General features: G+C 60.0%; 25 protein-coding genes. 10 read left to right on the top strand and 15 right to left on the bottom strand.

Features of this window, described 5'->3' with window-relative positions:
- Window positions 1-82: 82 nt before the first annotated feature.
- The 5 genes from JH25_RS19815 to JH25_RS19835 all read left to right on the top strand — a co-directional run bounded on the left by JH25_RS19815 (window position 83) and on the right by JH25_RS19835 (window position 6300).
- Window positions 83-2380, top strand: coding sequence for a beta-galactosidase (locus tag JH25_RS19815; protein WP_032877346.1), 2298 nt, complete (start codon window positions 83-85; stop codon window positions 2378-2380).
- 82 nt (window positions 2381-2462) lie between these two features.
- On the top strand, window positions 2463-3608 hold the full coding sequence (locus tag JH25_RS19820) for an EstA family serine hydrolase (protein WP_032881067.1): 1146 nt from the start codon (window positions 2463-2465) through the stop codon (window positions 3606-3608).
- Between the two features lie 142 nt (window positions 3609-3750).
- Window positions 3751-4896, top strand: a complete 1146-nt coding sequence (locus JH25_RS19825; protein ID WP_032877345.1) for an OmpA family protein — start codon at window positions 3751-3753, stop codon at window positions 4894-4896.
- A 27-nt stretch (window positions 4897-4923) separates the two neighbouring features.
- Window positions 4924-5571, top strand: a complete 648-nt coding sequence (pdxH, locus tag JH25_RS19830) for a pyridoxamine 5'-phosphate oxidase (RefSeq protein ID WP_032877344.1) — start codon at window positions 4924-4926, stop codon at window positions 5569-5571.
- 264 nt (window positions 5572-5835) lie between these two features.
- Window positions 5836-6300: a glycine zipper 2TM domain-containing protein gene (locus tag JH25_RS19835; RefSeq protein ID WP_003189251.1), complete on the top strand. Its 465-nt coding sequence runs from the start codon at window positions 5836-5838 to the stop codon at window positions 6298-6300.
- Between the two features lie 75 nt (window positions 6301-6375).
- Here JH25_RS19835 and nhaA read toward each other — a convergent pair whose 3' ends face one another.
- Entirely contained in the window at window positions 6376-7551 is a 1176-nt protein-coding gene (gene nhaA, locus JH25_RS19840) for a Na+/H+ antiporter NhaA (protein WP_005785813.1), read from the bottom strand.
- Window positions 7552-7766: 215 nt separating this feature from the next.
- On the opposite strand from nhaA, the gene JH25_RS19845 reads away from it, so the two are divergent.
- Window positions 7767-8861 carry a PLP-dependent cysteine synthase family protein gene (locus JH25_RS19845; RefSeq protein WP_032877343.1) on the top strand — a complete coding sequence of 365 codons (1095 nt, stop codon included), beginning with the start codon at window positions 7767-7769 and terminating at the stop codon, window positions 8859-8861.
- Window positions 8862-8984: 123 nt separating this feature from the next.
- Here JH25_RS19845 and JH25_RS19850 read toward each other — a convergent pair whose 3' ends face one another.
- Entirely contained in the window at window positions 8985-10598 is a 1614-nt protein-coding gene (locus JH25_RS19850; protein ID WP_032877342.1) for an NAD(P)/FAD-dependent oxidoreductase, read from the bottom strand.
- Between the two features lie 106 nt (window positions 10599-10704).
- A complete protein-coding gene (locus tag JH25_RS19855) occupies window positions 10705-11376 on the bottom strand; it encodes a COG3650 family protein (protein ID WP_032877341.1) in 672 nt (223 codons plus the stop codon).
- Window positions 11377-11511: 135 nt separating this feature from the next.
- Between JH25_RS19855 and JH25_RS19860 the strand changes: the two genes are divergently transcribed.
- Window positions 11512-11901, top strand: coding sequence for a hypothetical protein (locus tag JH25_RS19860; protein ID WP_050549332.1), 390 nt, complete (start codon window positions 11512-11514; stop codon window positions 11899-11901).
- A gap of 33 nt (window positions 11902-11934) precedes the next feature.
- Here JH25_RS19860 and JH25_RS19865 read toward each other — a convergent pair whose 3' ends face one another.
- Complete coding sequence (locus JH25_RS19865; RefSeq protein ID WP_032877340.1) at window positions 11935-12534, bottom strand: short chain dehydrogenase; 600 nt, start codon at window positions 12532-12534, stop codon at window positions 11935-11937.
- Between the two features lie 105 nt (window positions 12535-12639).
- Here JH25_RS19865 and JH25_RS19870 point away from each other — a divergent pair, with 105 nt between their 5' ends.
- A complete protein-coding gene (locus JH25_RS19870) occupies window positions 12640-13548 on the top strand; it encodes a LysR family transcriptional regulator (RefSeq protein WP_032877339.1) in 909 nt (302 codons plus the stop codon).
- Here the strand turns inward: JH25_RS19870 and JH25_RS19875 are convergent.
- The 9 genes from JH25_RS19875 to JH25_RS19915 all read right to left on the bottom strand — a co-directional run bounded on the left by JH25_RS19875 (window position 13545) and on the right by JH25_RS19915 (window position 21233).
- Entirely contained in the window at window positions 13545-14030 is a 486-nt protein-coding gene (locus tag JH25_RS19875; protein WP_032877338.1) for a DoxX family protein, read from the bottom strand. The two genes, JH25_RS19870 and JH25_RS19875, sit on opposite strands and share 4 nt — an antisense overlap.
- Entirely contained in the window at window positions 14027-14803 is a 777-nt protein-coding gene (locus JH25_RS19880) for an HvfC/BufC N-terminal domain-containing protein (RefSeq protein WP_032877337.1), read from the bottom strand. Before JH25_RS19880 ends, JH25_RS19875 begins: the two co-directional genes overlap by 4 nt.
- On the bottom strand, window positions 14800-15678 hold the full coding sequence (gene bufB, locus JH25_RS19885) for an MNIO family bufferin maturase (protein ID WP_032877336.1): 879 nt from the start codon (window positions 15676-15678) through the stop codon (window positions 14800-14802). The genes JH25_RS19880 and bufB overlap by 4 nt, the downstream gene beginning before the upstream one ends.
- Window positions 15679-15701: 23 nt before the next feature.
- Complete coding sequence (locus JH25_RS19890) at window positions 15702-15998, bottom strand: BufA1 family periplasmic bufferin-type metallophore (RefSeq protein ID WP_032877335.1); 297 nt, start codon at window positions 15996-15998, stop codon at window positions 15702-15704.
- A 239-nt stretch (window positions 15999-16237) separates the two neighbouring features.
- Window positions 16238-16939: an ABC transporter ATP-binding protein gene (locus tag JH25_RS19895; protein ID WP_005785830.1), complete on the bottom strand. Its 702-nt coding sequence runs from the start codon at window positions 16937-16939 to the stop codon at window positions 16238-16240.
- A gap of 1 nt (window position 16940) precedes the next feature.
- The gene (livG, locus tag JH25_RS19900; protein ID WP_005785832.1) at window positions 16941-17708 is read right to left on the bottom strand and encodes a high-affinity branched-chain amino acid ABC transporter ATP-binding protein LivG; all 768 of its coding nucleotides are present in this window, start codon (window positions 17706-17708) and stop codon (window positions 16941-16943) included.
- Window positions 17705-18958, bottom strand: coding sequence for a high-affinity branched-chain amino acid ABC transporter permease LivM (locus JH25_RS19905; protein ID WP_032877334.1), 1254 nt, complete (start codon window positions 18956-18958; stop codon window positions 17705-17707). Before JH25_RS19905 ends, livG begins: the two co-directional genes overlap by 4 nt.
- Window positions 18955-19878, bottom strand: coding sequence for a high-affinity branched-chain amino acid ABC transporter permease LivH (gene livH, locus JH25_RS19910; RefSeq protein WP_003193535.1), 924 nt, complete (start codon window positions 19876-19878; stop codon window positions 18955-18957). Before livH ends, JH25_RS19905 begins: the two co-directional genes overlap by 4 nt.
- A gap of 227 nt (window positions 19879-20105) precedes the next feature.
- Complete coding sequence (locus JH25_RS19915; protein ID WP_032877333.1) at window positions 20106-21233, bottom strand: branched-chain amino acid ABC transporter substrate-binding protein; 1128 nt, start codon at window positions 21231-21233, stop codon at window positions 20106-20108.
- Between the two features lie 341 nt (window positions 21234-21574).
- Here JH25_RS19915 and JH25_RS19920 point away from each other — a divergent pair, with 341 nt between their 5' ends.
- Window positions 21575-21877 (top strand): DUF2288 domain-containing protein, encoded by a 303-nt coding sequence (locus tag JH25_RS19920; RefSeq protein ID WP_017735930.1) that lies wholly within the window; start codon window positions 21575-21577, stop codon window positions 21875-21877.
- A 228-nt stretch (window positions 21878-22105) separates the two neighbouring features.
- Here JH25_RS19920 and JH25_RS19925 read toward each other — a convergent pair whose 3' ends face one another.
- Both JH25_RS19925 and JH25_RS19930 read right to left on the bottom strand, forming a co-directional pair.
- On the bottom strand, window positions 22106-24370 hold the full coding sequence (locus tag JH25_RS19925; protein WP_032877332.1) for a putative bifunctional diguanylate cyclase/phosphodiesterase: 2265 nt from the start codon (window positions 24368-24370) through the stop codon (window positions 22106-22108).
- A gap of 138 nt (window positions 24371-24508) precedes the next feature.
- Window positions 24509-24877 carry a YkgJ family cysteine cluster protein gene (locus JH25_RS19930; RefSeq protein ID WP_032803342.1) on the bottom strand — a complete coding sequence of 123 codons (369 nt, stop codon included), beginning with the start codon at window positions 24875-24877 and terminating at the stop codon, window positions 24509-24511.
- Between the two features lie 252 nt (window positions 24878-25129).
- On the opposite strand from JH25_RS19930, the gene JH25_RS19935 reads away from it, so the two are divergent.
- The gene (locus tag JH25_RS19935) at window positions 25130-26476 is read left to right on the top strand and encodes a spinster family MFS transporter (RefSeq protein WP_032877331.1); all 1347 of its coding nucleotides are present in this window, start codon (window positions 25130-25132) and stop codon (window positions 26474-26476) included.
- Window positions 26477-26878 lie beyond the last annotated feature (402 nt).

The raw sequence follows: 26878 nt of genomic DNA, 5'->3' as shown, positions 1-26878 counted from the left end.
GTGGGCGAATTCGCCCACTTTGTGGTCTATCTCATCACTATCACCAGGCCATTCACCGGCCGTTTGGGAGAACCTTGTTCGTATGATTCGCACGCTGCCCGCTCTTTTTGCCTTGCTGTTCGCTGCGCCGTTGATGGCCGCGCCTGCCGGGCAACAAACGCTGTTCAACTTCGTCCGGCCTGCCGATGTGGTCAAGGTGGCGACTCAGGACGCCAGCCTGCCCCAATACAACGCCGAACAAACTCCCGAAGGCGAGGTGCTGCGCCGTATCACCTTCAACCCGGCGGCCGAGCCAAGCCTGGTGCTCAGCCCGCAATCCGGTGTGTGGGACTGGTCGCAATCGAGCGCCATGAGCCTGCGTATCCAGAGCGCGATGAACTGGGCACTGACCCTCTACGTCAAGGTGCAGAGCGCCGACGGCAAGACCCTGGTCAGCCGCATCGACCTGCCGGCCGGGCCTGCGCAGACCCTGCTGGTACCATTGCAAGCCAACTCGCCACTGAGCCAGGGCATGAAGGCTGGCCCGCCGATGCCGATGACCGTGGATGGCCAGCGCGTATTGCTGGCCGGCAGTGCCGGCGAAATCGACCGCAGCCAGGTGGTGTCGGTGACCCTGTCGATGATCAAGCCCAATGTCGCCCAAAGCATCCTGCTGGAGCGCTTTGGCGTGCAGGACAGCGAGCCGGTAACGAAGGCCGCCTACAGCGAATTGGTCGATGCTTTTGGCCAGTCCACCCGGGCGCGCTGGCCGGAAAAGGTCAGCAGCGACGAGCAGCTCAAGGCGTCGGCCGCCAAAGAGCAGCAGCAGCTCAAAACCTGGTTGGCTGAGCGAGACAAATCCTCCCTGGACCAATACGGCGGCTGGAACAAAGGCCCGGCGTTCGATTCCAGCGGTTTTTTCCGCACAGAGGAGCGCGACGGCCGCTGGTATCTGGTGACGCCTGAAGGTCATCCGTTCTATTCACTGGGGGTCAACACCGTGGCTGCGGACAACAGCCAGACCTACGTGGCAGGGCGTGAGTGGATGTTCGCGGCGTTGCCCAAGGCCGGCGAACCCTTCGACAAGTACTACGGCAGCAGCGATAACCGCACCGGCAACGGTGCCGGCGAAGGTCGCGGCTTTGGTTCGGGGCGTTGGTATGACTTTTATGGCGCCAACCTGCAGCGCACTTACGGCGGCGAGGGTTTGGACCAGAAGCGCTGGGTGACGCACACCCTGGACCGTCTGCAAGCCTGGGGTTTCAATACCGTGGGCAACTGGAGCGACGAGGACCTGGCCACTGCCGACCGCGTGCCTTATACCCTGCCGCTGTCGATTGTGGGTGACTACGCGAGCATCAGCACCGGCACCGACTGGTGGGGCGGTATGCCCGATCCGTTCGATCCACGTTTCGCGATGGCCACCGAACGCGCCGTGGCCATCGCCGCTCGTGATCACCGCGACGATCCGTGGTTGATCGGCTTTTTTGCCGACAACGAACTGGCCTGGGCCGGTCCTGGCGACGATGCAAAATCCCGCTACGCCTTGGCTTACGGCACCCTGCGCATGACCACCGATGTCCCGGCCAAGCGCGCGTTCCTCAAGCAGCTGCGTGACAAATATCGCAACGAGGAAGGTCTGTCCAAAGCCTGGGGTATTCAGCTGGCGGGTTGGGAACTGATGGAAGACCCAGGCTTCGAACCACCGATGCCCAGCCCTGAACACCCGGAAATCGAAGCTGACTTCAAGTACTTCCAGAAGACCTTCGCCGACGCTTACTTCAAGACCATTTCCGACTCGCTGAAGTGGCACGCGCCGAACCAACTGTTGCTGGGCGGCCGTTTTGCCGTGAGCACCCCGGAAGCAGTGGCGTCGTGCGCGCAGTATTGCGATGTGTTGAGCTTCAACATGTACACCCTAAAACCCCAGGACGGTTATGACTTCGCCGCCCTGCGTGCGTTGGACAAACCGGTGTTGATCACCGAATTCAACTTCGGCTCGGCCGACCGTGGCCCGTTCTGGGGCGGCGTGACGCAATTGGCCCGCGAAGAAGATCGCGGTACGGCGTACGCCACGTTCCTCAAGCAGGCCATGGCCGAGCCGTCGATTGTTGGCGTGCACTGGTTCCAGTACCTGGACCAGCCGGTCACCGGGCGTCTGCTGGATGGCGAAAATGGCCATTTCGGCCTTGTCGGCATCACCGATGTACCTTTCCAGGGCTTCGTTGACAGTGTGCGCAAGAGCAACCTGGCGGCGGTCGACCAGTTGGGCCGTGAGGCGCAAAAAGCCAAGGCGACCCGCACGGCGCGTGAAAGTGAAGGCGCCAAGCAGGGGCAGGGCGGCAAAGGCGCAGGGCAGGGCGCTGGACATGCCGGTGGGCACTCCGGCAACGGTCATTGATTCGTCGTTGACGGGTTCACAAAACCCACAATGGCTGAAAGAATGGCGGCCACTTTTCATGGTGCTTTGCGAGGGGAATCAGGTGCAGATTCAGGGTCATTACGAGCTGCAGTTCGAAGCGGTACGCGAAGCCTTTGCCGCATTGTTCGATGATCCCCAGGAGCGTGGTGCCGGGCTGTGCATCCAGGTAGGCGGGCAAACCGTCGTCGATCTGTGGGCCGGTACTGCCGACAAGGACGGAGCCGAAGCCTGGCACAGTGATACCATCGTCAACCTGTTCTCCTGCACCAAGACCTTCACGGCTGTCACTGCCTTGCAACTGGTGGCCGAGGGCAAGCTCAAGCTTGATGCACCGGTGGCTGACTACTGGCCGGAATTCGCGGCGGCGGGCAAGGAGGCGATCACATTGCGCCAGTTGCTCTGCCACCAGGCCGGGCTGCCGGCCATCCGCGAAATGCTGCCTACCGAAGCCCTGTATGACTGGCAACTGATGGTCGACACCCTGGCGGCCGAGGCGCCGTGGTGGACACCAGGCGAGGGTCATGGCTACGAGGCGATTACCTACGGCTGGCTGGTCGGCGAACTGTTGCGCCGCGCCGATGGGCGCGGGCCGGGTGAGTCGATCGTGGCACGGGTCGCACGGCCGCTGGGGCTGGACTTCCACGTTGGCCTGGCGGATGCAGAGTTTTATCGGGTGGCCCATATAGCGCGCAGCAAGGGCAATATGGGGGATGAGGCCGCGCAACGGTTACTTCAAGTAATGATGCGCGAACCGGCGGCGATGACCACACGGGCATTTGCCAATCCACCGTCTATTCTGACCAGTACTAATAAGCCCGAATGGCGACGCATGCAGCAGCCCGCGGCAAATGGTCACGGTAATGCGCGCAGCCTGGCCGGGTTTTATAGCGGTTTGTTGGACGGTAGTCTGCTGGAAAGCGACATGCTCGAACAATTGACCCGTGAACACAGTATTGGGCCGGATAAAACCTTATTGACCCAAACCCGTTTCGGCCTGGGCTGCATGTTGGATCAACCGCAGCTGCCCAATGCCACGTTCGGCCTCGGGCCACGTGCTTTCGGGCATCCCGGCGCAGGGGGCTCAGTGGGTTTTGCCGACCCTGAACATGATGTAGCGTTCGGTTTTGTGACTAATACCCTGGGCCCTTACGTACTTATGGACCCGCGTGCGCAGAAGTTGGTCGGAATATTGGCCGGTTGTCTATAAACCCCTTGCTGTTTCACAATTTTTTGTTACAAAGGCAAGTATAAAAAGATGCTGAACGACATGTTGTAACTTGAATGTTCTTTAAGTGTCTGTTTAACGGGTCATCAGGCCCCCTGGTTTTTTCTCATTTTGTGGATATCTCATGTTATCGAACAAGTCCTTGGCACTGGCGCTGTGCCTCACTATTACAGGTTGCGCACAAACTCCACAAAATGATGCCGAAGGTGGGCATTGGTGGTCATTTGGATCGGACAAGGCTGCGACCAAGGACGCAGTGACCCAAACCGACGCCAAGCCGGATGCCAAACCAGCTGCCGGCGCCAAGCCTGTTGAACCTGTCGCCGCTGCTGCTGCACCTGCTTCGCCCGCCAAGGCTGATACCGGCTACAGCTGGTGGCCGTTCTCCACCAAGAGTGCCGAAGAAAAAGCCGCCGATGCCAAGGCCGACCTGAAAGCCGACCTGAAGGCCGCAACCCCGACTTCCGACGCGGCACCTGTCGTCGCCAAGACCGACGCCGAACCCCGCTGGTGGTGGCCGTTCGAAAGCAAGCCAAAGCCGTTGGCCAAGGTCGACGTGACCAATGTGCCAATGCCTGACCCGAAAATCACCCAAGCCTGGCTGGACGACTACGAGCCACGCCTGCGCGAGGCCATCAAGGGCAGTTCGCTGCAACTGGAGCGTCGCGACAACGTGCTGGTCGTGATTGCCCCGGTAGACGGTTCCTACAACCCGAAGCGTCCAGCGATGCTGCTGCCGGTGACTTTGGGCCCGTTCACTCGTGTGGCCAAGGCCGTTGAGGCTGATCCCAAGACCGCCGTACTGGTTCTGGGCCACGTCGATGCCACCGGCAGCGCTCCTGCGAGCCAGGCGTTGAGCAAGGAGCGTGCGCAGTCGATTGCTTCGATCTTCAGCCTCAGTGGTTTGAAGCAGGACCGCTTGATGCTGCGTGGCATGGGCGACCTTATGCCGCGTGCCGCCAACGACAGCAACCAGGGGCGTGCGCTGAATCGTCGCATGGAAATCATGTTCACTCAGCGTACAACGATGCTTGCACTGCTGAGCCAGTACAATTCGGGCAAGACGCCACCGGTTGCTGAAATGGTTGCCGTGCAGAATGCTCCAGCCCCGGCACCAGCGGCAAAAGCACCAGCCAAGAAGGCTCCGGCCAAGAAAGCGGCCGCCAAGCCAGCGGCTAAAAAGGTCGCGGCCAAACCTGCTGCGAAGAAGCCGGCTGCAACCAAAGCCAAGGCTGCTGCACCCGCTTCGAACGACCAGGCGAAAAACTGAGCCGTTGAACCATAAGGATAAAGCCGCATGACCCAGGCACTGGCTGATATGCGCCGTGACTACACACGGGACGGTTTGAGCGAGGCCCAGGCCCCCGGCGAGCCGTTTGCTTTGTTCCACCAATGGTTTGGCGACGCGGTGAAAACCGAACAGCCGCCGGTGGAGGCCAATGCCATGACCCTGGCGACGGTCGACCAGGACGGTCGCCCGCACTGTCGTATCCTGTTGCTCAAGGGCCTGGATGCACAGGGCTTTACCTTCTTCACCAACTACCAGAGCGCCAAGGGTGAGCAACTTGCGGCGCGGCCGTTTGCGGCCATGACGTTCTTCTGGCCGACCCTGGAACGCCAGGTGCGTATTGAAGGGCGCGTGGTCAAGGTCACCCCTGAAGAGTCGGATGCCTATTACCAGGTGCGCCCGTTGGGCAGCCGCCTCGGCGCCTGGGCATCCCCGCAGAGCAGGGTCATTCGTGACCGTGAAGAGCTGCACGATCTGCTCAAGGCCACCGAACAGCGTTTCAGCGATACCCAGCCCGATTGCCCCGAGCATTGGGGTGGGTACCGTTTGCTGCCCGAGCGCATCGAGTTCTGGCAGGGCCGCGCCAGCCGCCTGCATGATCGTCTCAACTATCGTGTACAAGACGCTCAATGGATCCGCGAGCGTCTGGCGCCCTGAGCGTCACCTTTCGTCATTGCGCCTGAATCATGCCCATTGCGCCGACGTCTCTATTCAGGAGACTTCGGCGCTTTTGATTGTGCGGCTACAATGATCAAGCAGCTGATGGCACCGTTGCGCACCACAGTTAGGCTACCGTTGGTCGTGTTTTCTGGTGCTGGCAGTCTGTACTCAGGCTGAATGAAAGCAATTTTCTGCCCGGCTTGCCGTGACAGGCGCCAAGCCACAGCGTTTAATGAATACCTGTCCTTTGGAGTTGATGCTATGCGTAAGTCCGTTTTACTAGTTGCCTGCTTTACCACCCTGTCATTGCTGTTGGGTGGCTGCGCCTCGAGTCTGACCGGCGACTCGTACTCCCGTGATGAGGCGCGTCGCGTTCAGACCGTGCGCATGGGTACCATCGAATCCCTGCGTCCGGTGAAAATCGAAGGCACCAAGACCCCAATCGGCGGCGCTGCTGGCGCAGTCATCGGTGGTGTTGGCGGCAGCGCCATCGGTGGCGGCCGTGGCAGCATCGTCACCGCTGTAATCGGCGCGGTCGCGGGCGGCCTGCTGGGCTCGGCCACCGAAGAAGGCCTGACCCGCACCCAGGGCGTGGAAATCACCGTGCGCGAAGACGACGGCAGCATGCGCGCCTACGTACAAGCCGTGCAGGAAAATGAAATCTTCCGCATCGGTGACCGCGTACGCATCATGACCGTTGACGGTACCAGCCGCGTTACTCGCTAAGCGGTAAGTAATCGGGCAAAGAAAACCCCAACCGGGTGACCGGTTGGGGTTTTTTTATGCTGCTTTCCCAGGGGCTCAGGCTTTTTTGCGACTCGCCATCGCCGTCACCGCATACCCGATAAAGGCTGCCAGGATCGATCCGGTCAGAATCCCCATGCGGTCTTCACCGGCAAACTCGCTGGCACCCGGCACAAACGCCAGGGAGCCGACAAACAGGCTCATGGTGAAGCCGATACCGCACAGAACAGCCACGCCAAGAACCTGACCCCAGTTGGCGCCGCTGGGCAGGGACGCGATACCAGTCTTGATCGCCAGCCAAGTGAGGCCGAACACACCGATGGTCTTGCCGATCAACAGGCCGGCGGCGATGCCCATGGGCACGGAATGGGTGAAGCTCTCCAGGCTCACGCCGGTGAGGGAAACCCCGGCATTGGCGAACGCGAACAACGGCAGGATGGCGTAGGCCACCCACGGGTGCAGGGCGTGCTCCAGGGTCAGCAGCGGTGAGGTTTCGGCATTCCGGGTGCGCAGTGGAATGCAGAATGCCAGGGTCACACCGGCCAGTGTGGCATGCACACCGCTCTTGAGTACGCACACCCACAGGATCAGGCCGATGATCAGGTAAGGCCCAAGCTTGATCACGCCCAGGCGATTCATCGCAATCAAGGCAATCAAGCAAGCCCCCGCGCCCGCCAGGGACGCGCCGGACAAGTCAGCGGAATAGAACAGCGCGATGACGATGATGGCGCCGAGGTCATCAATGATTGCCAGGGTCATCAGGAACAACTTCAGCGACACCGGTACGCGCTTGCCCAGCAGTGCCAGCACGCCCAGAGCGAACGCGATATCCGTGGCCATCGGGATCGCCCAGCCGGCGAGGGCGGCCGGGTTGTCCTTGTTCAGCGCCCAGTAGATCAGCGCCGGCACCACCATGCCGCCGATGGCCGCTGCGCCGGGCAGCACAACCTGGGAAGGCTTGGAGAGGTGACCATCGAGCAGTTCGCGTTTGACCTCCAGGCCGATCAGCAGGAAAAACAGAGCCATCAGGCCGTCGTTTATCCACAGCAGTGCCGGCTTGGCGATTTTCAACGCGCCGACCTGGGCAACCACAGGTGTATCGAGAAACGCGTTGTACAGGTGCGACAACGGTGAGTTGTTGATGATCAGCGCCAAAGCGGCAGCGGCGATCAACAACAGACCACTGGCGGCTTCCAGCTGGAAGAAACGAGTAAAAGTGCTACGCAGAGGCAAGGGATGCTCTCCATTTGAGGTTCAATAGGTGGGTACCCTAACCCGTACAGTTAGTTGTTAAAACAAAAGTTATATTCTTATTTGTTATAAGAGATGAGTCGGGTTGTAGATGCGTAAAAGACTAGCAGTTGTGTGTCAAATTGAGTCGGTACTGTATCTGTGTGAGGTGTACGAAACATCTTAAGATTCAGGCTGAAAACCTTAGAGAGTCCACCATGAGCGACCACCGTACCTGGGCCCGCGAAGCCATTCGCATCATTGAAGCGGACTTCCAGCGGAGCGCCGACACCCACCTGATCCCGTTGCCGTTACCTGGGTTGCCCGGCATCGAGTTGTACTTCAAGGACGAATCCAGCCACCCCACAGGCAGCCTGAAACACCGGCTGGCTCGCTCGCTGTTTTTGTACGCGCTGTGCAATGGATGGCTCAAGCCGGGCGCCCCGGTGATCGAAGCGTCCAGCGGTTCCACAGCCATCTCTGAAGCCTACTTCGCTCGCCTGTTGGGGTTGCCGTTCATTGCCGTCATGCCGGCCACCACCTCCCAGGAAAAGATCGCCCAGATCGCCTTTTACGGTGGCAAGAGCCATCTGGTTCAGGACCCGACGCAGATCTACGCCGAATCCGAACGCCTGGCCCAGGAAAGTGGTGGTCACTTCATGGACCAGTTCACCTACGCCGAGCGTGCTACCGACTGGCGCGCAAACAACAACATTGCCGAATCGATCTTCCAGCAGATGCGCTTCGAGCAGCACCCGGAGCCCAGTTGGTTGATTTCCAGCCCCGGCACTGGCGGCACCACCGCGACACTGGGCCGCTACGTACGTTATCGCCAGCATTGCACCCGCGTGCTGTGTGCCGATGCCGAGCGCTCGGTGTTTTTCGACTTCTACCAGAGCGGCGACGCCAGCCTGCGCCTGGAGTGTGGTTCGCGAATCGAAGGGATTGGTCGCCCGCGTGTCGAGGCGTCGTTTCTGCCGGCGGTGATTGATGCGATGGTCAAGGTGCCAGACGCCTTGTCATTGGCGGCGATGCATTACCTGGCTGGGCGTTTGGGACGACGGGTCGGCGGTTCCAGCGGGACCAACCTGATCGGCGCGTTGGTAGCAGCGCACCAGATGAAAGCGGCGGGAGAATCGGGCTCGATCGTAGCGATCTTGTGTGATGGCGGCGAGCGTTATGCCACGACCTATTACGATCAGGCGTGGTTGGCGGGGCAGGGGTATGAGTTGGAGAGCTTGATCGCGGCGGTGGCTGCGAGTGTCGAGCAGGGCGAGTCGCTGCCCGAAACGATCCTGCGCGCCAATATCTGACCCGGCGCAAATCAAAATGTGGGAGGCGGCTTGCTCCCGATTGCGGTGTGTCAGTCAAAAATACTGTGACTGAACCACTGCTATCGGGAGCAAGCCCCTCCCACATTTTTCACTACAGTGTTCTCAGGCTTCGATGCCCAACATATCCCGCGCCAACGCCTCGGCAATCCGAATCCCGTCGACACCTGCCGACAGAATCCCACCGGCGTAACCCGCGCCTTCCCCGGCCGGGAACAGGCCTTTGACGTTCAGGCTCTGCATCGACTCATCGCGGGTAATGCGCAAGGGTGACGAAGTGCGAGTCTCGATGCCGGTCAACACCGCATCGTGCAGCGAATAGCCTTTGATCTGCTTTTCGAACGCCGGCAACGCTTCGCGGATGGCTTCGATGGCAAAGTCCGGCAAGGCCAGGGCCAGGTCGCCCAGGGACACGCCGGGCTTGTAGGACGGCTCCACGCTGCCGATGGCGGTGGAAGGTTTGCCGGCGATAAAGTCACCCACCAGTTGCGCGGGCGCCTCGTAGTTGCTGCCGCCGAGGATGTAGGCGTGGGACTCCAGGCGCTCCTGCAACTCGATACCGGCCAGCGGGCCGCCCGGGTAATCCACCTCGGGGGTGATGCCGACCACGATGCCGGAGTTGGCGTTGCGTTCATTACGCGAATACTGACTCATGCCGTTTGTCACGACGCGGTTCGGTTCTGAGGTCGCAGCCACCACGGTACCGCCAGGGCACATGCAGAAACTGTAGACCGAGCGACCATTCTTGGCGTGGTGCACCAGCTTGTAGTCCGCTGCGCCCAGTTTCGGATGGCCTGCGTATTTGCCCAGGCGTGCGGCGTCGATCAGCGACTGTGGGTGTTCGATACGGAAGCCCACCGAAAACGGCTTGGCCTCCATGTACACGCCGCGATCATGGAGCATACGGAAGGTGTCACGGGCGCTGTGGCCCAGGGCAAGAATCACGTGCCTGGAAAGGATCTGCTCGCCGCCGTCGATGACCACGCCGTTCAACTGCCCGTCTTCGATCAACACATCAGTGACCCGTTGTTCAAAGCGCACTTCACCGCCCAGGGCGATGATTTGCTCGCGCATGTTCTCTACCACGCCGGTCAGGCGGAAAGTGCCGATATGCGGCTTGCTGACATAGAGGATCTCTTCCGGTGCACCGGCCTTGACGAACTCGTGCAGCACTTTGCGGCCGTGGAATTTCGGGTCCTTGATCTGGCTGTACAGCTTGCCGTCGGAGAAGGTCCCGGCACCGCCTTCACCGAACTGCACGTTGGACTCGGGGTTGAGCACGCTTTTACGCCACAGGCCCCAGGTGTCCTTGGTGCGTTGGCGCACTTCCTTGCCGCGTTCGAGGATGATCGGCTTGAAGCCCATCTGCGCCAGCAGAAGCCCGGCGAAGATCCCGCAGGGGCCAAAACCCACCACGATCGGCCGTTCAACCAAGCCTGCCGGCGCCTGGCCCACGACCTTGTAGCTGACATCCGGCGCGGGATTGACGTTGCGGTCATCGGCAAACTTGAGCAGCAGGGCGGCTTCGCCCTTGACGTTCAGGTCGACGGTGTAGATGAAGCACAGCTCCGACGACTTTTTACGGGCGTCGTAGCTGCGTTTGAACAGGGTGAAATCGAGCAGGTCATCACTGGCGATGCCCAGGCGCTGCACGATGGCAGGCCGCAGGTCTTCTTCGGGATGGTCGATGGGCAGCTTGAGTTCGGTGATTCGTAACATGACAGGATCCGGTAGGCGGCGGGCAAGGAGGCCGGCTGTTTTGCAAACCGGCGATTATAAGCCCCAAAGGTGGTTTTCCGTCAGGTTAAAACAGCCCAAGGCACAATCAGTCGTCCCGGGAGCCGCCAAACGCCGCGCAGCCACGCTGCACCTGGCCGTTCACCCGCAACTCGGCGCTCATGTGTTGCAGGCTGCCGCTCACGCTGTCGACGCAGCGCTGGGGCGCCACCCACAGTTCGATGTGCTGGTTATTGGCTTCGGTCATCAGGTTGAAGCGCCCATCGCCCAGTTGTTCTTCGACGTAGGGCACCGCCAGCGGTGGCTGGCCTTCGCGTTCCAGCACCATGCCCTTGGCTGTGACATTCATTGCCCAGGCCGGCTTATGGCCGTTGGCGCGCAGGATCATGCGCTTGAAGTCCGGATCGTCGCAGGCTGAGGTCGAGCGCTCTACGCGATAGAGTTGTTGCAGGTCGAGCGAACCCTGGGTGCCGCTGGCAACCCCGGAAAACTTGCCGCGCAGGTCGGCAAACAACGCGCCTTGCTGGCCGGCCAGGGACGCGGCTTCCTGCAGGATGCTGGTGCCGCCGGTGTCGTTGACCACATAGTTGCGTTTGTCGCCGCACGGTTGGAACAACAATTTGCCCTCCACAGCGGTCAACTCACCCTGCATACGGGTCAGCCCGGCAGTAGACGGTTTGGCCGGCTCGCTCTCGAACATCTGGCAAGCGGTGAACAGGGGCAGCAGGGCAAACAGTGCAAGAGTACGGGCGGCGCGCATTGATCGGGTCTCCAAAACAAGTGCCGCCACGTTACGCAGCCTCGCGTCGCACCACAAGTCTGTAAACAGCTCGAAACCAATACCTGCGGCATACGTCAGCCTTTAAGCCTTTACTGATGCAAGGACGGGGGCGGTATGCAAGGGTTGATGACTTTGCCTGGGAGCGTTGCGATGACAAATAAATGGAGCGCATATGGACTGCTGTTTGCCAGCGTTTCGGTGTTTGCTGAGGACGCCGCGAGGTTGGAGTATTCGTCGGCTAATGACTTCACCGAGATCTCGCTTGAACTCAAGAGTATCCACAATCTGAATGCGGATACCGTATCGGCCAGCATTACGTTAAGCGAAGAGGCCAAGGCGCGTACCACAGCCATTACCACGCTGACCTACGGAAAGCAGATGACGCTTTATATCGATGGTCGCCGTTTATACACCAGCCACGTTCAAGGGATTATGGGGGGCAGCTTAAGAGTAGCCGTGCCCAAAGACTTGGCTGCGGAATGGGCAACTCGGTACCTGCACTAAAGGTGGCAGGTACCGAGAACCTTCTTTGGCAGGTCAGCCCACGATAAAGGTCTGCCCTGTCTGCAAGCCCTCGACACTCTTCGAGTAGGCCAACGCCACATCTGCACCAGGCACCGGTTTGTACCCACGAAAGTATGGAGCGTAGCTGCCCATGGCTTCCAGCAGCACTGTCGGGCTCACCGAATTGACACGCAAGCCCCGTGGCAACTCGATCGCCGCGGCTTTGACAAAGGCATCCAGCGCGCCGTTGACCAGCGCGGCCGAGGCACCGGTACGGATCGGGTCGCGGTTGAGAATGCCGCTGGTGAACGTAAACGAGGCACCGTCATTGGCGTATTCGCGTCCGATCAGCAGCAGGTTGACCTGGCCCATCAGCTTGTCACGCAGGCCCAGTTCGAAATCGCTGTGGCTCATCTCTCCCAGTGCCACGAAGTTCACACTGCCTGCGGCGCAGATCAGGGCGTCGAACTTGCCGGTCTGCTCGAACAGCCTGCGTATCGAGGCGCTATCGCTGATGTCCACCTGGAAGTCGCCGCTGGTACGGCCGATGCTGATCACTTCGTGGCGTTGCGCCAACTCTGCCTTGACCGCTGAACCTATGGTGCCGCTGGCACCAATCAATAGGATTTTCATCGTGCTGTTCCTCCAGGGGGTTAACTGAAGGTCCAGTCTAGTGTGGCTTTTCAGGCGAATAAACGCGCTAATAGGCAACCTTTGGTTTTCAAATGGAAACAATCCATGAGCGAAATGGATGATCTGGCAGCCTTTGCTGTGCTGATCGAAGCGGGCAGTTTCACCGTGGCGGCCGAACAGCTGGGCTGCAGCAAAGGGCAGTTGTCCAAGCGCATCAGCCAGTTGGAAGCGCAGTTTGCCGTGGTGCTGTTGCACCGCACCACCCGCAAGCTCAGCCTCACCGCGGCCGGCGCGGCGTTGCTGCCCCAGGCACAAGCGCTGGTGGTACAGGTAGAACGCGCGCGGCAGGCGTTGGCGCGGCTCAAGGATGATTTGGCCGGCCCTGTGCGTATGACCGTGCCGGTGTCGCTGGGCGAAACCTTCTTCGATGGCTTGTTGCTGGAGTTTTCGCGGCAATATCCGCAGGTGCAGATCGAGCTGGAGCTTAACAACAGCTACCGAGACTTGGCGCGCGATGGCTTTGACTTGGGCGTGCGCGCGGCTGCCATCGAAAATGAACGCCTGGTCGCCAAGCCTCTGCTGGCCTGGCACGAGGTGACCTGCGCCAGCCCGGCGTATCTGGAGCAGCATGGCGAACCGCTGACCCCGGCGGACCTGTCGACGCACAGCTGCTTGCTCAACAGTCACTACAGCGGTCGTGAGGAGTGGTTGTATCACCAGCAGCATGAATTACTGCGAGTGCGGGTGAGCGGCACGTTTGCCTCCAACCATTACAACCTGCTGAAAAAAGCCGCCCTGGTGGGCGCCGGTATCGCCCGCCTGCCGTCCTACGTGTTGCCGACGGAGTTGGCCGATGGGCGATTGCGCTGGATCCTGCGCGACTATCAGACACGCCGAATGCCGATGTACCTGGTTCATCCCTACCAGGGTGGCCTGCCGAGACGCACCCAGGTGCTGGCCGATTACCTGGTGGATTGGTTCCGGCGCAGCGGCGAGGCGCTGGATCGGCTTTAACGCAAGCGACGGGCCATCAGGTGGTCGATGGACAAGCGGCCTGGCCCCTTGGCGAGCAACAGCAACAACAGCGCGAGCCAGGTGCCGTGCGTGGGGTAGGCGTCAGGGTAGACGAACAACTGAATGGTCAAGGTCATGCCGATCAGGGCCAGGGCCGAGAAGCGTGTGGCAAACCCCAGCAGGATCAATACCGGGAAAAAGTGCTCGGCAAAGGTTGCCAGGTACGCGGCCACCTCCGGCGGCACCAGGGGCAACTGATATTCGCTGCGAAACAACCAGAGTGTCGAGGCGGCGAGCTTGGGTTCACCGACTTGGAATGTGCCGCTGATCACGTCAATGGCAAAGCCTTCGACCTTGGTCTGCCCGGATTTCCAGAACACTGCGGCAATGGAGAAGCGCGCAATAAACGCGATCAGGCTGTAGGGGATTTTTTCAAACAGTGCGACGGTTCGTTTTACCAGGCACGGAGCGGGAGTGTTCATGGCGATACCTTGGGTGGCAGATGCAAATGAGTAATGGCGTCGTGGCTGATCAGCAGCGTGAGACATTGGTGCAAGTCGAATTCGGCTGAGGCTTCAAGGGCGTCAGCGATGGCCAACTCCAGCCCGGCGCCTTGGTTGAGGCGGTTGATAAACGTCACCGAGCCGCTGTCGATGGCGAACACCTTGACCGCCAACCCGTGGCGCAGGACCAGCGCGCCTTGGGCGTACCATGGGTTCAAGGTGGCGATAACCCCGTCGGTCTGGTGCGCAGCCCAAACCGACACGATCGCGTAGGGAGATTCCAATGTTTCGAGGGATGGATGCAGTCGCACCCGCAATTGCCCCAGCTGCGCGCAGCCTTGCAGTTGTTGGAGCACGCTGTGCTGATCCAGTGCCTGGCGATCCGCCGCGTGATAAGCCCGAACCCGCAGGCGCTCCAGCCGAGCGATATCTGCCAGGTATGGCACGCTTGAGGCCGGTTCGAAGCGCTGGATAAACGCTGCCAACGTGCTGCCGTATTCGCTGATCAAAGGGCTGGTGGGCGGGTGAGCCTGGACATACAGGCTGGCCATGGCGTGGAAAAACTCATCGCCAACCAGTTGCCGCGTCACCGGATAGGCGGCGACGAGCGCATTTATCAACGCGCTGTGGACATTATTGCGATACACCGCGAAGCGACTCGCCGGGTCGGCCCCGTTCCTGCTGAACACCTCCTCGGGGCAGGTTGCGTCCGGCGTCAGCAGCGCGTGGGCGAATGCCTGTTGAAGGCTCATCGGGCCACCTGCGACAAATAGCTTTCAGCCTGCCGGGCTTCGGCCTGCAATATGCTGAAGGGCGGCACCTGGTTATCCCGCTCGATCAATGTAGCTACCGGACCGGTCCGCGCCAGCACGTGCTCGTACAGTTGCCACACGGCGTTATCGATAGGCGCGCCGTGGTCATCGATCAGCAGGCGGTCGCCCAGGCTGTCTGCGTCTTCGGCAAAGCCGGCCAGATGAATCTCTCCCACTGCGTGCAAGGGCAGGGCGTCGATGTAGGCCGATGGATCGCGCTGGTGATTGATGCAGGATACGTAGACGTTGTTGACGTCGAGCAGCAGGCCGCAACCGGTACGGCGGATGACCTCGCTGATGAAGTCGGTTTCATCCAGGGTAGAGCGCTGGAACTGCAGGTAGGTCGAGGGATTCTCCAGCAGCATCGGCCGCTTGAGTGTGCTCTGCACCTGGTCAACATGTGCGCACACTCGGTTCAGGGTGGTGGCGTCGTAAGCCAGCGGCAGCAAGTCGTTGAGAAACACCGGGCCGTGGCTGGACCAGGCCAGGTGTTCGGAAAAAGACTGGGGTTGATAGCGCTCGATCAACGTCGCCAAGCGTGCCAAGTGTTCGCGATCCAGGGCACCTTCGCCGCCGATGGACAGGCCCACGCCGTGCAACGACAGCGGGTACTGCTCACGGATCAATCCCAGGTAGTGATGAAACGGGCCACCGGCCACCATGTAGTTTTCGGCGTGTACTTCAAAAAAACCGATATCGGGGCCGGTCTCAAGCACTTGGGTGAAGTGCTCGGTCTTCAACCCCAGCCCGGCCCGCAAGGGCAGGCCGGGCACCTGAGTCGGTGAGACCGTGTAAGGGGATGTAGGCGTCATCATCAGTACTCAGGCTGCACAAGGTTTCAGGATTTGGCAGTGAATTCGGTTTCCTGGCCGAAGCCGGTCGGCGAGGTGGTGCTTGGGGTCTTGGTGCAGGTACCGGCGGGGACCAGCTTCCAGGCATTGGCCTGGTCCTTGGTTTTGGAGGTGCCGGCGCAAGAGGTGCCGGCGCCTGCGGCGCAATCGTTCTTGCCGGCTTCAGCCACGCCGAAGCATTTCTGCATGTCATCGGCTGCGTGGGCAGTGGTGCTCAGGGCGGACAGGCTCAGGGCCGAACCCAGGGCGAGGACGAGGGTGGCGGCGGACAGTTTGGTGGTCATGGTGTGTCTCCAGCAGTGGTCGAATGCGCAGGCTTGATTGCCTGCTTGCACCACTAGAGAGAGGGGGATTGAGTTCGTTACAAAACCAGTCGAATTTTTTTCAAGTTACGCAAAACAAAATGTGGGAGGGGGCTTGCTCCCGATGACAGTGTGTCAGGCACAGGACATGTGACTGATATACCGTTATCGGGGGCAAGCCCCCTCCCACATTTAGATCCAGTTTACTCAGTAACCGGGTCTTAACCTCCCAGATATGCTTCTCGCACCTTCGGGTCCGTCAGCAGTTGCTCGCCAGTGCCCTGCATCACCACCCGGCCGTTTTCCAGCACATAGGCCCGGTCAGCGATTTTCAATGCCTGGTTGGCGTTTTGCTCCACCAAAAACACCGTCACCCCGTCCTTGCGCAGCTGTTCGATGATATCGAAGATCTGCTGGATGATGATCGGTGCCAGGCCCAGGGAGGGCTCGTCCAGCAGCAACAGCTTGGGCTTGCTCATCAGCGCCCGGCCGATGGCGAGCATTTGCTGCTCGCCGCCCGACATGGTGCCGCCGCGCTGGCTGAAGCGTTCCTTGAGGCGGGGGAACAGGTGCAGCACCTTGTCCATCTGTTCCTGGTAGTCGCCCTTGTCGGTAAAGAACCCGCCCATGGCCAGGTTCTCTTCCACGGTCAGGCGCGAGAACACGCGGCGGCCTTCCGGTACCACGGCAATGCTCTTGCGCATGATTTCGGCGCAGTGCCTGCCCACCAGCTCTTCACCCATGTAGCGGATGCTGCCGCTGTAGGCTTGCGGCGAACCGCACAGGGTCATCAGCAAGGTGGATTTGCCGGCACCGTTGGCGCCGATCAGGGTGACGATCTCACCCTGGCGCACTTCGACATTGACGTCGTGCAGGGCCTGGATCTTGCCGTAGAACGTGGAAACGTTTTCGAACTGCAACATTTTACGCTTCCCCCAGATAGGCTTTGATCACTTCAGGATTGTCGCGGATCTGCTCCGGCGTGCCGTCGGCCAGCGGCGTGCCCTGGTTGATCACCACAATATGGTCGGAAATGCTCATGACCAGTTTCATGTCGTGTTCGATCAACAGCACCGTGGCGTTGTTTTCCTCACGCAGCACGCTGATCAGCGCCTTGAGGTCTTCGGTTTCCTTGGGGTTCAGGCCCGCGGCAGGTTCGTCGAGCATGAGGATCCGCGGGCGGGTCATCATGCAACGGGCGATTTCCAGGCGACGCTGCTGGCCGTAGGCGAGGGTGCCTGCCGGGCGGTTGGCAAACTCGGTCAGGTTGACCTTGTCCAGCCAGTACGCCGCGTATTCCATGGCCTCGCGCTCGCTCTTGCGGAACGCTGGGGTCTTGAACAGGCCAGCGAAGAAGTTGGTGTTCAAGTGACGATGCTGGGCGATCAACAGATTCTCGACTGCGGTCATGTCCTTGAACAACCGCACGTTCTGGAAGGTACGCACCACGCCCTTGCGAGCGATCTCGTGACCCGCCAGGCCCTGGATCGGTTGGCCGTCCAGCAGGATGCTGCCGCCGCTCGGCTTGTAGAAGCCGGTGAGGCAGTTGAACACCGTGGTCTTGCCGGCACCGTTGGGGCCGATCAGCGCCACGACCTGTTTCTCTTTCACGGTCAGGGCCACGCCATTGACCGCCAGCAAGCCGCCGAAGCGCATGCTCAGGTTTTCAACTTTCAGGATCTCGCGGCTCATTTGCGCAGCTCCATGTGTGGACGTTGCATGGGCAGCAGGCCTTGAGGGCGCCAGATCATCATCAGCACCATCATGGCGCCGAACATCAACATGCGGTATTCGCTGAACTCACGCATCATTTCCGGCAGCAGGATCATCACGATCGCCGCCAGGATCACGCCCAGTTGCGAGCCCATGCCACCCAATACCACGATGGCGAGAATGATCGCCGACTCGATAAAGGTGAACGACTCCGGGGTAACCAGGCCCTGGCGCGCAGCGAAGAAGCTGCCGGCGAAACCGGCGAACGCGGCGCCCAGGGTGAACGCGGAAAGCTTGATGATGGTCGGGTTCAGGCCCAGGGCACGGCAGGCGATTTCATCTTCGCGCAACGCTTCCCACGCACGGCCGATGGGCATGCGCAGCAAACGGTTGATCACGAACAGTGCCGCCAACGCCAATAGCAGCGCCACCAGGTACAGGAACACCACTTTGCTGACCGGGTTGTAGGCGATCCCGAAGTACTCGTGGAAGGTCTGCATACCTTCAGCGGCGGTGCGGTCGAACGACAGCCCGAAGAACGTTGGCTTGGGAATGCTGCTGATACCGTTGGGCCCACCGGTGATATCGGTGAGGTTACGCAGGAACAGGCGGATGATCTCACCGAAGCCCAGGGTCACGATGGCCAGGTAGTCACCGCGCAGGCGCAGCACCGGGAAGCCCAGCAGGAAGCCGAACGTAGCGGCCGCCATGCCGGCCAGCGGCAGGCAGATCCAGAAGCTCCAACCCAGGTAGTGCGAGAGCAGCGCGTAGGTGTAGGCACCCACGGCGTAAAAGCCCACGTAACCAAGGTCGAGCAGGCCGGCCAGGCCCACCACGATGTTCAGACCCAGGCCCAGCAACACGTAGATCAGGATCAGCGTCGCAATGTCGACCGCACCGCGTGAGCCGAAGAATGGCCAGATCAGCGCGGCGATAATCAGGCCGATGATGATGTAGCGCTGGGTGCGCGGCAGGGTCAGGAATTGGCTGACCTTGGGCGACACCAACGGAGCACGGTTGCCCTTGAACAAGGCACCGACCTGCTGGGTGAACAGCACGCGCAGAAACATCAGCACCGAACACAAGGCGATGACGGTCAGGGTCACGGGCCCGGTGCCATGCACTTCCAGGTTGATGCCGACAATGCTCAGCTTGAGGCCGAGTACCGGGAAGGCCACGGCCCATACCAGCAAGGCGCTGAAAAACGCCGATTTAAGATATCTGCTCATACTTTCTCAACCTCCGGACGGCCCAGGATGCCGGTCGGACGGAACAACAGCACCAGAACCAACAGGCCGAACGCTACGACGTCCTTGTACTGGTCGCCGAAGATATCGGCGCCAAAGGCTTCGGCCACACCCAGCACCAGCCCGCCGAGCATGGCGCCCGGAATGCTGCCGATGCCGCCCAATACCGCTGCGGTAAAGGCCTTGAGGCCCACCAGGAAACCGGCGTTGGGGTTGATCACGCCGTATTGCATGCTCAGCAACACGGCCGCCACGGCCGCCAGCGCAGCACCAATGACGAAGGTCAGGGCGATGATGTTGTTGGTGTTGATGCCCAGCAGGTTGGCCATCTTGATGTCTTCGGCGCAGGCCCGGCAGGCGCGCCCCAGACGGGAGCGGGAAATGAACAGGGTCAGGCCCAGCATGGCCACCAGGGTGACCACGAAAACCAGAATCTGCATGTACGAAATCAGCACTTCTTGTGCGCCACCCGGGCCGAAGGAGATGCTCCCCGGGATCAGGTTGGGAATGGACTTGTCCTTGGAGTCCTGGGACAGCAATACGGTGTTCTGCAGGAAAATCGACATGCCGATGGCGGAAATCAGCGGGATCAAACGGTTGCTGCCACGCAAGGGACGGTAGGCAACCCGCTCGATACTGTAGCCATAGGCACTGGTCACGATGATCGATGCCAGGAACGCAGCGGTCATCAACAGCGGCAGGGAGTGGATCCCCATCATGGCCAGCCCGGCAAGGGCGATGAAGGCCACATAGGAACCAATCATGTATACCTCGCCATGGGCGAAGTTGATCATTCCAATGATGCCGTAAACCATTGTGTAGCCAATGGCTATCAAGGCATAGGTGCTGCCAATGGTCAGGCCATTAACCAGCTGTTGGAAAAAATGATAGATCTCAGGCATTACAGCGCTCCTAAAAACCCGATACGCATTTCACTGGTGGAGTCATTTCCGGCTCGGTGCCCTGTTCTGTGACCAGGTTGCACGAAGCGTTTGCCAGCGAACCGCTGGTGACGGTTTTAAGATTTTCAGGTGAGCCAGCGCCCGGATCGCGGGTGACATGGCCCATAAACCTCGTAAAACAAAGCCCACTGCTTGCACAGTGGGCTTGTTGACCAGTAACGCCTGGCTTACTGAGGGGAAACTTCGGTTTTTGGTTTACCGAAGTGCCATTCGTAGACCACGAACTTGAAGTCCTTCAGGTCGCCCTTGGCGTCGAAGCTCAGGTCGCCGGTAGGGGTCTTGAAGGTGCCGGCGTGGATGGCTTCAGCCACTTTGGCGGTGTCTTCGCTCTTCGCGGCAGCGATACCGCCGGCGATGACTTCAACCGCGGAGTACGCCGGGAACACGAACGGACCGGTTGGGTCCTGCTTGTTCTTGGTGAACTCTTCAACGATGGCTTTGTTGGCAGGGTCGGTGTCGAAGGATTTCGGCAGGGTCACCAGCAGGCCTTCGGAAGCGCCCTGGGCGATTTGCGAGATGGAGTCGTTGCCGACACCTTCTGGGCCCATGAACTTGGCGTTCAGGCCTTTTTCCTTGGCCTGGCGCAGGATCAGGCCCAGCTCAGGGTGGTAGCCGCCGTAGTAGACGAAGTCGACGTTGGCTTGCTTGAGTTTCTGGATGATCGAGGAGAAGTCCTTGTCGCCGGCGTTCAAGCCTTCGAAGACGGCAACCTTGGTGCCTTTTTCTTCGAGGGTCTTTTTCACGGCGGTAGCGATGCCTTCACCGTACTGCTGTTTGTCGTGCAGTACCGCAACGATTTTCGGTTTCACGTGGTCGGCGATGTAGTTGCCGGCTGCCGGGCCTTGTGCGCTGTCCAGACCAATGGTGCGGAAAATCAGCTTGTAGCCACGGGAAGTGATTTCAGGGCTGGTGGCAGCCGGGGTAATCATGATGACGCCTTCGTCTTCATAAATATCCGACGCTGGCTGAGTGGAGCTGGAGCAGAGGTGGCCGACTACGAACTTGACACCGTCATTGACCACTTTGTTGGCTACGGCGACCGCTTGTTTTGGATCGCAAGCGTCGTCGTATTCCTTGGCTTCAAGCATTTTGCCATCCACGCCGCCCTTGGCGTTGATGTCCTTGATGGCTTGCTTGGCACCCATGAATTGCATGTCGCCGTATTGCGTTACCGGACCGGTCTTGGGACCGGCGATGCCGATCTTGATGGTGTCGGCTGCGAACGAATGGCCGGCAACCCCAGCCAGGACCATAGCGGCAAACAGTTTGGAAATCTGCTTAGTAGCCTTATTCATAGTGCTCCACTCTTACTGTTGTATTTTTTATAGTTCTAGCGGCCTTGTGAGCTGCAGAACCGGATCAGATATCGCGGATATCCCCCCGGTATTGCCCTGGCAACTGTACCGGTACAGTGTAGAGCGCCGGTTGATCAATTGAAAAGCTGGCAACGGGGGGCAAAACCTGAGCGTGTCGCTTAAATGAAAGAAAAAGACAGAATTGCGGCGGGCTTACACCCGTTTTCAAGGTGTTCCCTGGCTTTCCCGGCCCTTTCAATCGCTACCTCATTTGCTACTGGGTTTTTCTGCCTGAGTCAGAAGGCTATGATTGCGCCGATTTTTTACTCAGGTGAACTCCCATGACGCAAGAACCTAGCACCCTCTATGCCAAGCTGCTCGGTGAAACCGCTGAAATTTCCTGGAAGGAGCTAGAGCCGTTCTTTGCCAAGGGTGCCCTATTGTGGGTCGATGCCGGACTGGATTTGATCGAAGCGGCCGAGGGAATGGCTGAAGACAACCGTGATAAAGTCGCCGCCTGGCTGGCTTCAGGGAGCCTTGGCGAAGTGTCTGCAACGCGGGCATTGGACTTGGTGGAGCGTGATCCAAGCCTGTGGGCGGTGGTGGTCTCGCCTTGGATTCTGATCCAGGAAAGGGCGGCGTAAGAATGGAGTGCGCGAAAAAGGTGCACCTTTTCTGTCCCCATAAGTGTGTAGCGGAGTAACCGCGTTGCCAGTGATGGCACCTTGCCGTAGAGAAAGGTCACAGCCTAGGGTGACGTAAACGTCACGGGAACAGTTCAGGCCGCCGGGAAACCGCTGAAGAATTGTTTCCATGTGTGCCATGGCACTGGCGATTGCAGTCGTCGCACCACCAGCATTCTGATTTGGGCTTCAGCGAATTGGCCTGACAATAGACGGCGGGCAGATTCGCACTGGCGCAGGGTCTTTGGTGGGCGTGCTGTCTTTATTGCCTTCCACGCTGAAGGGGTAGAGCGGATTGCGCATCGCAATGCCTTGCATCACACCGATGATGTCGTTGAACGGCACCGCCGGGCTGAGCAGGTAACCCTGGATGAAGTCACAGTCGTGCTTGAGCAATAGCTCAAACTGCGCCTGGGTTTCCACACCTTCGGTCACCACCTGCAAGTGCAGGGTGTGGGCCATGCCGATAATCGCCTGGACGATTTCGCTGTCTGCGGTGGATTTGGGGATGTCCTGGATAAACGAGCGATCAATCTTCAAGGTGTTAAGCGGCAGGCGCTTGAGATAGGCCAGGGATGAGTAGCCGGTGCCGAAATCATCGATCGCCAGGGAGACCCCCAGGGCGCGGATTTGCCGCAACAGCGCCAGGGTGCTGCTGATATTGCCCATCAGCGCATTTTCGGTGACTTCCAGTTCCAGGCGGTTGGCCGCCACGCCGGCAAAGCGCAGGGCGTCTTCGATTTCATCGGCCAGCTCGTCCCGCGCCAGGTTCAGGGCCGAGCAGTTCACGGCCATGGTCAGCTCGGTGTAGCCCCGGTCAGACAACAGGCTCAGGTCGTGACAGGCCTGGCGCAATACCCAGTGGTCCAACTCGGCGATCAGCCCATTGTTCTCGGCGATCCCGATAAACCGGTCCGGGGCCAGCAACCCATGCTGGGGGTGTTGCCAGCGCACCAGTGCCTCAAGGCGCGTGACCTTGCCCAGTTTCATGTCGAAGATCGGTTGATAGAACAACACCAGTTCGGCGCGTGCGCGCAATGCGGCACGAAGCTCCTCTTCCAGTTGCAGTTCCAGGGAGGCGCGGGTTTTCAGGTTGGAACTGAAGAAGTTCAGGCTGTTGCGCCCGGTGTCCTTGGATTGGTACAGCGCCAGGTCGGCGGTCTTCAGCAGTTCTTCGCAGGTGTGGCCATCGTCGGGGAACAGGCTGATACCAATGCTGGTAGTCATCACCATGCGGCGGCCGGCCAGTTCGATGGGTTCTTTCATTTTCTGCATGATGCGCTGGGCCATGTGCCGCGCTTCGTCACGGTGATGGATATTGATCAGGATGCAGAACTCATCGCCGCCAAACCGTGCGACCACATCCTCACGGCTACGTATCGAGCCCTTGATATGCCCGGCCAGCACCGTGAGCAACTGGTCGCCAGCGTCATGGCCGAGGCTGTCATTGATGCGCTTGAAGTGGTCAATGTCGAGGAAAATCACCGCCATCATGCCTTGGCTTCGGGTTTTTTCTGCAACTTTCTCCGCGAAGATCTGATTGAAACCACGGCGGTTGAGCAAGTTGGTCAGCGCGTCAAAATGGGCCACTTGTTGCAGTGAGGCGCGGGCCTGGTCGAGTTCGCTGAGCAGCGCATTGACCCGGCGCAGGTCACGTTCCTTGTGCTGCAGTTTTTTGTCTGCCAGAGCTGCGCTGACACCGCTGCCGATCACCAAGAGGGTAATCACCGCCACCGACAGGCCCAGTTGAATCGGATTGTTGTCCACCGGCAACGACAAGTCCGCGCCGCTGGGTACCAACATTTGCATGGCCGCCATGCCGGTGAAGTGCATGCTCAGGATCCCCGCGCCAAGAACCAGGCTGGCGGCGTACTTGAGCAGTTGGTGAAACACCCCGGCACCGTTGCGCAGGTAACTGGACAGCAGCAACGCCGCCAGGCTGGCAACGATGGCAATCGCCACCGAGGCCATGAACAACCGCGATTCAAAGTACACCTGCGCCTGGGAGCGCATCGCCGCCATGCCCACGTAATGCATCAGCGCGATGCCCAGCCCTATCCATACCGAAGCCAGCAGGTATTGGTGCAAACGCAGATGGGCATGACTGAGGGTTTTCATGGCGAACAGCGAGGCGATCAGGGCGATCAACAGCGAGGCAAACGTCGTGAGCAATTCGTAATGAATGGCGATTGGGGCCTGGAAGGCCAGCATACTGATGAAATGGGTCGACCAGATCCCGCCCGCCAGGCAGCCCGCTCCCAGCCAGCGCCAGTGGCGGCGGGCGGTGGGGTCTTCTACATGGCCGACGCGTTCGGCCATGTCCAGGGTGCCGAACCCCGCTGCGCAGGCAACCAGGTACGCCAGTAGCACCAGAAAGGGGTTATGACTGCAATTGAGCAATAAATGCCCGCTGTCTGGAAGGTCGGTGAAAAAATACTGGCCCAGCCATTCCATAGCGTATCCCGTCATAGAGCCACGTCACTGCCAGAGGCGATGACCTACCATGTCGAGTATAGAAGCCTCCTGGGATTTGCCATGGGTAATGGCATTTTGATCTCAATTAATTTGTCATGCTGTGCATAGCGTTTGGTGCTAAGCGCTGATGGGCAGGTCCAGTTCAAACGGCGGAGCTTGCAAAGGGGCCAGGCCGAAGGCAGCACGGGCAGCATCGCAATCAACGTTCTGCACACCCTGGCTCCAGGAAGCATCGAACTCGCGACACGGGCTCGAACGTTGTGCATAGATCGAGCAACTGGTGCTTTTGCCCACTTCGCCCTCAAGGCTGCAACAGCGCGCAGGTTTTTGATCGGTGCCGATCATTGCCACCCGGGTCGGGTTGATCTGCACCACCAGATCATCGGGCACCGTGCCCCCGGATGAGGCGCACTCACCCCAAAAGAAAGACACGCGAAAGTGTGAACAGCAGGCACCGCAATTCAGACACGGACTGGCTTCGGACATGGGCGTCATCAATAAGAAAGTAGGTTGGGGGTGTTACAGGAAGGCTCGCCATTCTATCCGTGCCATGGCCGTTGGGAAGGGGGGCGCGCACTTATATTTTTGTGGGACAAATCCCCGTGTTACCGGGTGAAATCATGCCCTATCAGCTTTACGAATCATTACAGACAACCCCGCCTCAGCTGACTATGTTGCAGGTACCGGGCAGGATGCATCGGGCATCGTAGCGCTCATAACAATAAAAGAGACGGACCCATGCAGAACTCGACCCAAGCGGCGAATGCCTGGCGCATTCTGTTCCTGCTGTTCCTGGCCAATCTGTTCAACTTCTTCGATCGCACCATCCCCGCGATCATCATCGAGCCGATCCGCATGGAATGGCACCTGAGCGACTTTCAGCTCGGTATCATCGGCACTGCCTTTACCATCGTCTACGCCCTTGCCGGGCTGCCGCTCGGGCGACTGGCCGACACCGGCTCGCGCAGCAAATTGATGGGCTGGGGCCTGTTCGCCTGGAGCGGGCTGACGGCGGTCAATGGCATGGTCGGGAGTTTCTGGACCTTCCTCCTGGTGCGCATGGGCATCGGCATCGGGGAAGCCAGCTATGCGCCGGCCGCCAATTCACTGATCGGCGACCTGTTCCCCGCCCACCGCCGCGCGCGGGCCATGGGGATTTTCATGCTTGGCCTGCCGTTGGGGCTGCTGCTGGCGTTTTTCACCATTGGCGCGATGGTCAAGGCGTTTGATAGCTGGCGTGCCCCATTCTTTATCGCCGCCGTGCCCGGAATGATCCTGGCGGTGTTCATGTTCTATATCAAAGAGCCTAAACGCGGCGCGGCGGAAACCGTGCAAGTGTCCCAGGAGCGTGTCGACCGCCCGATCCGCCGCGTACTGGCGGTGCCGACCTTCCTGTGGCTGGTGCTGGCCGGGTTGTGCTTTAACTTTGCCACGTATGCGTGCAACTCGTTCCTGGTGCCGATGCTGCAACGCTATTTCCTCCTGCCATTGCAGGACGCGGCCGTCGCCACCGGTGTGATCGTCGGCTTGACCGGTCTGGTGGGCTTGACCCTGGGTGGCTGGATTGCCGACAAGATCCATCAGCGGGTCGCCAACGGCCGTCTGCTGTTTGCCGCGTGCAGCTTGATCATATCCACGGTGACTACTGCCTGGGCCTTGCATGCCGGGCGTATCGAGATTGGCGTGTTTGTCGCGCTGTTCAGCGTGGGCTGGCTGTTTGCCTACAATTTCTATACCTGCGTGTATACCGCGATCCAGGACGTGGTCGAACCGCGCCTGCGCGCTACGGCCATGGCGCTATTCTTTGCAGGCCTGTATTTGCTCGGCGGTGGCATGGGGCCGGTGGTGGTCGGGGCGCTGTCCGATCACTTTGCCCATTCGGCAATGTATGCGGCCGGGGCAGAGCAAATGACTGAGGCGTATAAAGCCGTGGGGTTGCATGACGCCATGTACCTGATTCCGGTGGCGCTGTTCTTGACCATGCTGTTTCTGTTTCAGGCCTCGCGCAGTTTTGTGCGTGATGCCAAGCGCATGAAGGATGGGTTGAGTGCGGTTGAGGTGCCGGCGGCTGCCGCTACAGCTTGAGACCGCGGTGACCCTATCGGGAGCAAGTCGAATCGTCGCACCGCCCCTCCCACACTGACCGAGTAGAGTTCAGACAACTCGGTCAAATGTGGGAGGGGGCTTGCTCCCGATGGCGGCCTCAGGGCCGACCAGGATGTTGGATCAGACCGAGTACATATCCGTTGTTTGGGTAAAGGCCGCTATTGGTTCCGCCCTTACGGCGGCTCACTTTTGAAAAGCGCAAAAGTAAGCAAAACGCTCTTGCCCCACCACTCGGCACCTCGCCTAGGCTCGGTGTGCCCGTAATCCGACAGGGATTTGGGGGGCCGCCGCCACGCGCCATCCATGGCGCGGGGCGGCTAAACCGGCATCCCTGCCGGTTTACCCCCCAAATCCCCGTCGAATTCCGGCCAGCGTGGTTTA

The sequence above is a fragment of the Pseudomonas sp. BRG-100 genome (genome assembly GCF_000737955.1).
GTDB classification, from domain to species: domain Bacteria; phylum Pseudomonadota; class Gammaproteobacteria; order Pseudomonadales; family Pseudomonadaceae; genus Aquipseudomonas; species Aquipseudomonas synxantha_A.
This window is presented reverse-complemented; position numbering and strand designations above follow the sequence as displayed.